Source organism: Streptomyces thermospinosisporus (assembly GCF_039526425.1).
Classification (GTDB): Bacteria; Actinomycetota; Actinomycetes; order Streptomycetales; family Streptomycetaceae; genus Streptomyces; species Streptomyces thermocarboxydovorans.
Genome location: NZ_BAAAIZ010000098.1, coordinates 1 through 7,086 on the forward strand (window position 1 = coordinate 1; position 7,086 = coordinate 7,086).

Annotated in this window: 5 protein-coding genes; 2 read left to right on the forward strand and 3 right to left on the reverse strand. The window is 73.9% G+C overall.

Features of this window, described 5'->3' with window-relative positions; genetic code table 11:
- Positions 1–354: 354 nt before the first annotated feature.
- Complete coding sequence (locus ABD207_RS27075) at positions 355–1,938, forward strand: protein kinase domain-containing protein (protein WP_344015801.1); 1,584 nt, start codon at positions 355–357, stop codon at positions 1,936–1,938.
- Positions 1,939–2,038: 100 nt separating this feature from the next.
- Here the strand turns inward: ABD207_RS27075 and purH are convergent, their stop codons facing one another.
- Entirely contained in the window at positions 2,039–3,625 is a 1,587-nt protein-coding gene (purH, locus tag ABD207_RS27080; protein ID WP_344015802.1) for a bifunctional phosphoribosylaminoimidazolecarboxamide formyltransferase/IMP cyclohydrolase, read from the reverse strand.
- Positions 3,622–4,236, reverse strand: a complete 615-nt coding sequence (gene purN, locus ABD207_RS27085; protein WP_344015803.1) for a phosphoribosylglycinamide formyltransferase — start codon at positions 4,234–4,236, stop codon at positions 3,622–3,624. Before purN ends, purH begins: the two co-directional genes overlap by 4 nt.
- A gap of 415 nt (positions 4,237–4,651) precedes the next feature.
- Between purN and ABD207_RS27090 the strand changes: the two genes are divergently transcribed.
- On the forward strand, positions 4,652–5,422 hold the full coding sequence (locus ABD207_RS27090) for a hypothetical protein (RefSeq protein WP_344015805.1): 771 nt from the start codon (positions 4,652–4,654) through the stop codon (positions 5,420–5,422).
- Positions 5,423–5,453: 31 nt separating this feature from the next.
- On the opposite strand, the gene ABD207_RS27095 is transcribed toward ABD207_RS27090, so the two are convergent.
- Positions 5,454–7,086 (reverse strand): cell division protein PerM (locus ABD207_RS27095; protein ID WP_344015807.1); only part of this gene is annotated, 1,633 nt, incomplete at its 5' end.

Below are 7,086 nucleotides of genomic sequence, written 5' to 3' on the forward strand. Positions count from 1 at the left end.
GCGCGACGCGTTGCCGTGCGGCGCGACGCGTTGCCGTGCGGCGCGACGCGTTGCCGTGCGGCCCGTCGCGTTGCCGTGCGGCGCGACGCGTTGCCGTGCGGCGCGACGCGTTGCCGTGCGGCCCGTCGCGTTGCCGTGCGGCGCGACGCGTTGCCGTGCGGCGCGAACTCCCCCCGGCCTGCCGGGACGTGAGCGTTTCTCGCCAATCCCGTCACGAGCCCGTGTCTCACCCTTTCGAGGAGGGCCCGGCCCCGGTTCCTCGCCCTAACCTGGATCCGGGTAGTCGTCAGGCACGGGGAGACGCACCTTGTTCAGCATCGTCGTCGTAACCCCGCCGACCACGGGGGACGCAGAGTGACGGAGACCTTCGCCGTGACGGTGCCCAAGGGGTACCGGGTCGGCGTCTGGGAGGTCCGTGAGCCGATCGCCACCGGCGCGTTCGGCAGTGTGTACGCCGGCCGGCGCGTCGGTGAAGGGGCCGAGGGGCTGCCGCGGACGGTGGCGCTGAAGTTCCTGCCGACCGGCACGGGCACGCCCCGCCAGCTGACCCATCTGCGGGAACTGGTCGAGCGCGAGCTGGCGTTGCTGCGGCGGCTGCACCGGCCGCGGCTGATCCGGATGTACGAGACGCTCACCGTCGACGACCCGGACCGCCCGGAGCTGGACGGGGCGACCGTGCTCGTCCTGGAGCGGGCGGAGCGTTCGCTGTCCACGCTGCTGGCCTCCTCGCCCCGGCCGGCCGACGGGCCCGCCCTGCTCGCGCAGATCTGCGAGGGCCTGGCGCAGCTGCACTCGGCGGGCTGGGTGCACGGCGATCTCAAGCCGGGCAATGTGCTGCTGATGGCGGACGGTTCGGTCCGGCTCGCCGACTTCAACATGGCCGCCGAGCTGGACGGCACCCACGCCTACACACCCGCCTTCTCCACCGCCGACTACACCCCGCCCGAGCTGCTGTGGTGCGAGATCGGCGAACGGGGGCGGCGGATCCGTCCGTCCGCCGACGTCTGGGCCTTCGGGGTCCTCGCGCATCTCGTGCTCACCGGTTCGTTCCCGCTGCCCGGCGCCACCCCGGCGGTCCGCCGCGACGCGGCCGTCGCCTATGCGCGCGGCACCGACACACTGCGGCTCTCCCCCGAACTGCCGGACACCTGGCGGGAGATCGTGCGCGCCTGTCTGGCCCGCACCCACGCCGACCGGATCGGAGTGGAGGCGCTGCTGCGGCGGGTGCGGGCGGCCGAGGGCGGCGGCGGACGCAGACCGTTCGGGCTGCCGCTGCCACGACAGGTCCGTGCGGCCCGGCTGCTTCCCGCACTGCGGCGTTCCCGGCGCGAAGCAGCCGCCGCCGCGGCCGCCCCCACCGCCGCGACGGCCGCCCTCGGATACGGCATCACCACCTGGGCGGGGGACGCGGCGGAGAACGGCGCCGCGCACGCCGGGGCCGCGGCCGCCTCCTACGGCGCGGACGAACTGCGTACCGACCGCGGCGTGCCGCCCGCCTACCGCCTGCTGATCGTGGAGACCGCGCACGACTGCGGCCGCGAGGGCGTCACCCCGGCGCTGATCGCCGCGATGCTGAAGGTGGAGAGCAACTTCGACCCGAACCTGTCCGACCCGGCCAAGGACGAGTACGGCATCGCCCGCTGGACACCGAAGGTGCTGCGCTGGTGGATGAACGAGGACGGCACCCCCGGTGAGACCGTCCCCGAACCGCCGTTCCCGCCCGCCGAGTCCATCCCGGCGATGGGCCGCTACCTGTGCTGGATCGCGCCCCGCCTGGACACCGGACTGCCCGGCGACAAGCGGGTGCTGCTGGCCGCCGCCTACCGCACCTCCTACCGCAAGGTGAACGACGCCGGCGGTGTGCCTCCCAAGTACCGTGACTACGCCGAACGCATCGCGTACCACCTGAAGGAGTACACACCGCCGGGGAGGCCCTGAGGCCCGGCCGGCGGTCCGTGCCGCTGACGCCCTGTCAGCGGCACGACTGCTTCCGCCGGATCAACGGAACCGGATCAGCGGACTCGATCAGTGAACCGGGTCAGTGGAAGAAGTGGCGGGTGCCGGTGAAGTACATGGTCACGCCCGCCTTCTTCGCGGCCTCGACGACCAGCTCGTCGCGCACCGAACCACCGGGCTGGACCACGGCCTTCACACCGGCCGCGGTGAGGATCTCCAGGCCGTCCGGGAAGGGGAAGAACGCGTCGGAGGCGGCGTAGGAGCCCCGGGCGCGCTCGGCGCCGGCCCGCTCCACCGCCAGCTTCGCGGAGTCGACGCGGTTGACCTGGCCCATGCCGACGCCGACGGAGGCACCGTCCTTGGCGAGCAGGATGGCGTTGGACTTCACCGCGCGGCAGGCCTTCCAGGCGAAGGCCAGCTCGGCCAGCTCCGCCTCGTCCAGCGCCTCGCCGGTCGCCAGCGTCCAGTTGGCCGGGTCGTCGCCCTCGGCCTGGAGCCGGTCGGTGACCTGGAGCAGCGCGCCCCCGTCGATCAGCTTCAGCTCGACCGGGGAGGAGGGGGCACCGGCGACGCGCAGCACACGGATGTTCTTCTTCTTGGTGAGCGCCTCCAGGGCGCCGTCCTCGTAGCCGGGGGCGACGATGACCTCGGTGAAGATCTCCGCGACCTGCTCGGCCATCTCCTTGGACACCGGGCGGTTGACCGCGATCACGCCGCCGAACGCGGACAGCGGGTCGCAGGCGTGCGCCTTGCGGTGCGCCTCGGCGACGTCCGCACCGATGGCGATGCCGCACGGATTGGCGTGCTTGATGATGGCGACGGCCGGCTCGGCGTGGTCGTAGGCGGCGCGCAGCGCGGCATCGGTGTCCGTGTAGTTGTTGTAGGACATCTCCTTGCCGTGCAGCTGCTCCGCCTCGGCGAGGCCGCCGCCCGCGGCGGAGCCGCTGCTGGACACGGTGGGGACGTAGAGCGCGGCGGGCTGGTGCGGGTTCTCGCCGTAGCGCAGGGTGTTCTTGCGCTCCCAGGTGGCGCCGAGGAAGTCGGGGAGCTGCGAGTCGTCGGCCGGCGCGTAGTCGGAGGCGAACCAGCTCGCCACGGCGACGTCGTAGGCGGCGGTGTGCTGGAAGGCCTCGGCGGCGAGCCGCTTGCGGGTGGCCAGGTCGAAGCCGCCCTCGCGGACCGCGGTGAGCACGTCGGCGTAGCGGGCGGGGCTGGTGACGACGGCGACGGAGGGGTGGTTCTTGGCGGCGGCGCGCACCATCGACGGGCCGCCGATGTCGATCTGCTCCACGCACTCGTCGGGCGTGGCACCGGAGGCGACGGTCTCCCGGAACGGGTAGAGATTGACGACGACCAGGTCGAACGGCTCGACGCCGAGGTCCTTGAGCTGCTGCTGGTGGTCGGCGAGGCGCAGGTCGGCGAGGATGCCCGCGTGGACCCTGGGGTGCAGCGTCTTGACGCGGCCGTCCAGGCACTCGGGGAAGCCGGTGAGCTCCTCGACCTTGGTGACCGGGACACCGGCGGCGGCGATCTTCGCGGCCGTGGAGCCGGTGGAGACCAGCTCGACGCCGGCCTCGTGCAGGCCGCGGGCGAGGTCCTCCAGGCCCGTCTTGTCATAGACGCTGACGAGCGCCCGTCGGATGGCCCGCTTGTTGCTCTCGGCGGTCACTGGATAACTACCTTTCGTCCCTCAATGCGATAGCCGTTGCGGGCGAGCCGCCCCACGACCTCGACGAGCAGCCTTCGCTCGACTTCCTTGATGCGCTCGTGCAGAGCGCTCTCGTCGTCCTCGTCCCGGACCTCCACCACGCCCTGCGCGATGATCGGCCCGGTGTCGACGCCGTCGTCGACGAAGTGGACGGTGCAGCCGGTGACCTTGGCGCCGTACGCGAGCGCGTCGCGGACACCGTGGGCGCCGGGAAAACTGGGCAGGAGGGCGGGGTGGGTGTTGATGAACCGCCCGCCGAAGCGTGCCAGGAACTCCTTGCCCACGATCTTCATGAACCCGGCGGAGACCACCAGGTCGGGCTCGTACGCGGCGACGGCCTCGGTGAGCGCGGCGTCCCACTCCTCGCGGGACGGGTGGTCCTTCACCTTGCACACGAAGGTCGGCAGCCCGGCCCGCTCGGCACGGGCCAGCCCCTCGATGCCCTCGCGGTCCGCGCCGACGGCCACGACCTCCGCCCCGTACGCCTCGGCGCCGGTGGCGGCGATCTCGTCGAGGAGCGCCTGGAGGTTGGTGCCGGAGCCGGAGACCAGCACGACGAGGCGCTTGGCCACGGTGAAGCCCTTTCTCGGAAAGCGTCTTTGTAGGGTCGTACGAATGCTTCGGACCCTCTGATACGGGGAAGCCTACGAAGCGGCCGACCGTCAGCAACGATACCGGCACACCGGGCATCCCCCACGGGACGGGGGCCCGACCGCCAGGTAGCGTCAGGAGCGGGACGGCCGGGGACCGGCTGACAGCGGACGGGACATCGGACCGACAACGGACCGGAGAAGCGGACCATCGGACCGGAATCGGACCGGGGAACGGACCGGAATCGGACCGGAATCGGACCGGGGAACGGACCGGAATCGGACCGGGCATCGGACCGGTGAGCGGTCCGGGAACGCCGCTCGTGAGCCACTCGTTCACCAGTCGTACCCGCACGTCACGTGTCGCCGATCGATTCACCAAGGGGAAGACGCTCACTTGAAGCCGGACCGCAGCCTGCGACTGCTCACGCTCCCTCAGCAGTCGGTGCGAGGAGGAGAGCGCAGCCTCGTGCTGCTGCGGGAGCGCCCCACCTCGCCGCCCGACGCGCCCGACGGCTCCCCGGACCGCGGGAGCGGTGACGGGCAGGGCGGCGGAAGCCAGGAGGACAACCCGTTCGCTCCGCCCCCGGAGGGCACACCCGACCGCCCGTGGCAGCCGCGCCACCCGTCCGGCTCGGACGAGGGCCCGCGCGGCGACGGCGGCCGCTCCCCCTGGGGCCGCAACTGGAGCGACCGGCAGCCCGGCCGCTCCCCCGGCGGCTTCGGCGAGCGTCCCCGCCCGGAGGGCGGCCCCCAGCGGCCGGGCCCGCGCTGGGATCCCACCGACCCGGCCCAGCGCCGCGCCCGCTTCGCCCTGCTGGCCGGCATGTGGGGCTTCTTCTTCGCCCTGTTCAGCTGGCCGTACATCGCCCTGCTGCTGGGCGCGTTCGCCCTGTACTGGGGCATCAGCTCGCTGCGCGCCAAGCCGCGCACCAACCCGGACAGCCCCGCCCCGGAGCAGACCGGCCGCCCGCAGACCACGGCGGCGGTGAGCGGCCTGGTCACCGGCTCCCTGGCGCTTGCGCTGGTGGCCACGACCTTCGCGGCCCAGCTGGTCTACAGCGACTACTACACCTGCACCAATGACGCGCTCACCCAGTCGGCCAAGGAGTCCTGCCGCGACCTGCTCCCGGAGGAGCTGCGCGGGCTGCTCGGGGAGAACGGCTGACGGAGCGCCCGGGCGCCGGCCGGCAGGGGGTCTAGGAGCTGCTCCAGGGGTTGTCCCGGGGATGGTCCGAGGGGTTGTCCCAGGGGGTGCCCGAGGGCGTGTCCGAAGGCTCCGAAGGGCTCTCCGGCTCTCGCCGTGGTGCGAGGTCGACGGGCGAAGGCTCCCCGGCGGGAGGTGCCGGTACCGGCGGCTCGGCGGCGGTGGTGCGCAGGACGTCGTAGCGGTTGCCGGCCGAGGCGCGCTCCGTGGGCATTGCCGCGACGTCGGCCTGGTCGAACGGTGATGCGACGTCGGCCCGGTCAAACGGTGATGCGACGTCGGCCGCCCGGTCGAACGGTGATGCGCGGTCGGGTGCCTGGTCGAGCGGAAGGTACAGGTCGTCCGCGTCGTCCGGGCGGAAGATCCGGGAGGCGTACGAGGCCTCGTTGGTCCTGCCGGTGCGGTCACGCTCGGCCCTGCCCCGCCTCCGGGAGAACCAGCGTCGCCGGGGACTGCGGGGCGCGTCCTCCGCGGGACTGCGGTTCTCGTCCTCTGTCGGCTCTGTCGGCTCCGTCGGCTCCGTCGGCTCCGTCGACTCCAGTGCGTCGTCGCGCGGTGCGCTGATCCGCGATGCGCTGATCCGCGGTGTGCTGATCCGCGGTGCGCTGATCCGCGGTGCGCGTCTCTGCCCCTCGGCCTTCGCCTTCCTGACCCCTGCCCGCTCGGCGTCCAGGGCGCGGATCCCTCGGGTGCGCACCGTGAGGGCCGTCGCGGTGGAGGTCAGGCCGACCCAGGCCAGCGCCGCCGCGCCCACCTGCCACCACACCGGGCCGAAGCCGGACAGCGCCGCGGGCCCCAGGGGGCCGCCCGCCAGCGCGGCGAGCAGGGCCAGTACGGAGGCGCACAGCAGCGCCGCCAGCGCGGCGGCACCGGTGGTCCGGCCGCGCGTCCAGGCGGCCATCGCCGCGGGCAGCCCCGGCCAGTCCAGGGCGGCCTCCACCGCCGCCCGCCCCACGATCCGCCCGGCCGCCACCCCGGCCACCAGCGGCACCGCCGTCGCCGCCCAGGTCAGCGGCGACCCGGGCCCCGCCTCGGGGACCGCCGCCAGCAGCGGGAACGGCGGCAGCAGCGGCGCCGGCGCGGAGGACAGCGGGGTCACCCCGGCGCCGGTGCCGAGGAGGAAGCCCGGGCCGAGGGCGTAGGCCGCCGCCCACACCAGGGCGTTCGGCAGCAGCGCGAAGGCGAGCAGCAGCACCGCGAACCGCCCCGACCAGCCCTCCGTCAGCCGCAGCAGGGCCCCCTGGGTCTGCCCGCCGTGCCAGACCAGCGACCCCGCCAGCAGCAGCGCCCCGCCGCCCAGCAGCAGCGCGGTGCCGGTCGCGGCGGCCCGTGCGGACACGCCGGGCCGCCCCTCGGCGCTCAGCACCAGATGGCGTACGTCCCTCGGCAGCACCAGCGCCACCGCCTGCTCCAGCGGGCCGCTCGGGCGGCCATACGCCGTCCACACGCCCGCGCCCGTGGCCGCCACGGCGACCAGCGGCACGCACACCACGGTCGACACCCACTCCGGCCGCAGCATGCCGTCCGCCGCGAACAGCGCGGCCGGGGCGGCGACGGCCAGATAGCCGAGGACGACTCCTGCGCCCGCGATGCGGCCGGGGACCAGCGGGGCGTCGTCGGCGGGG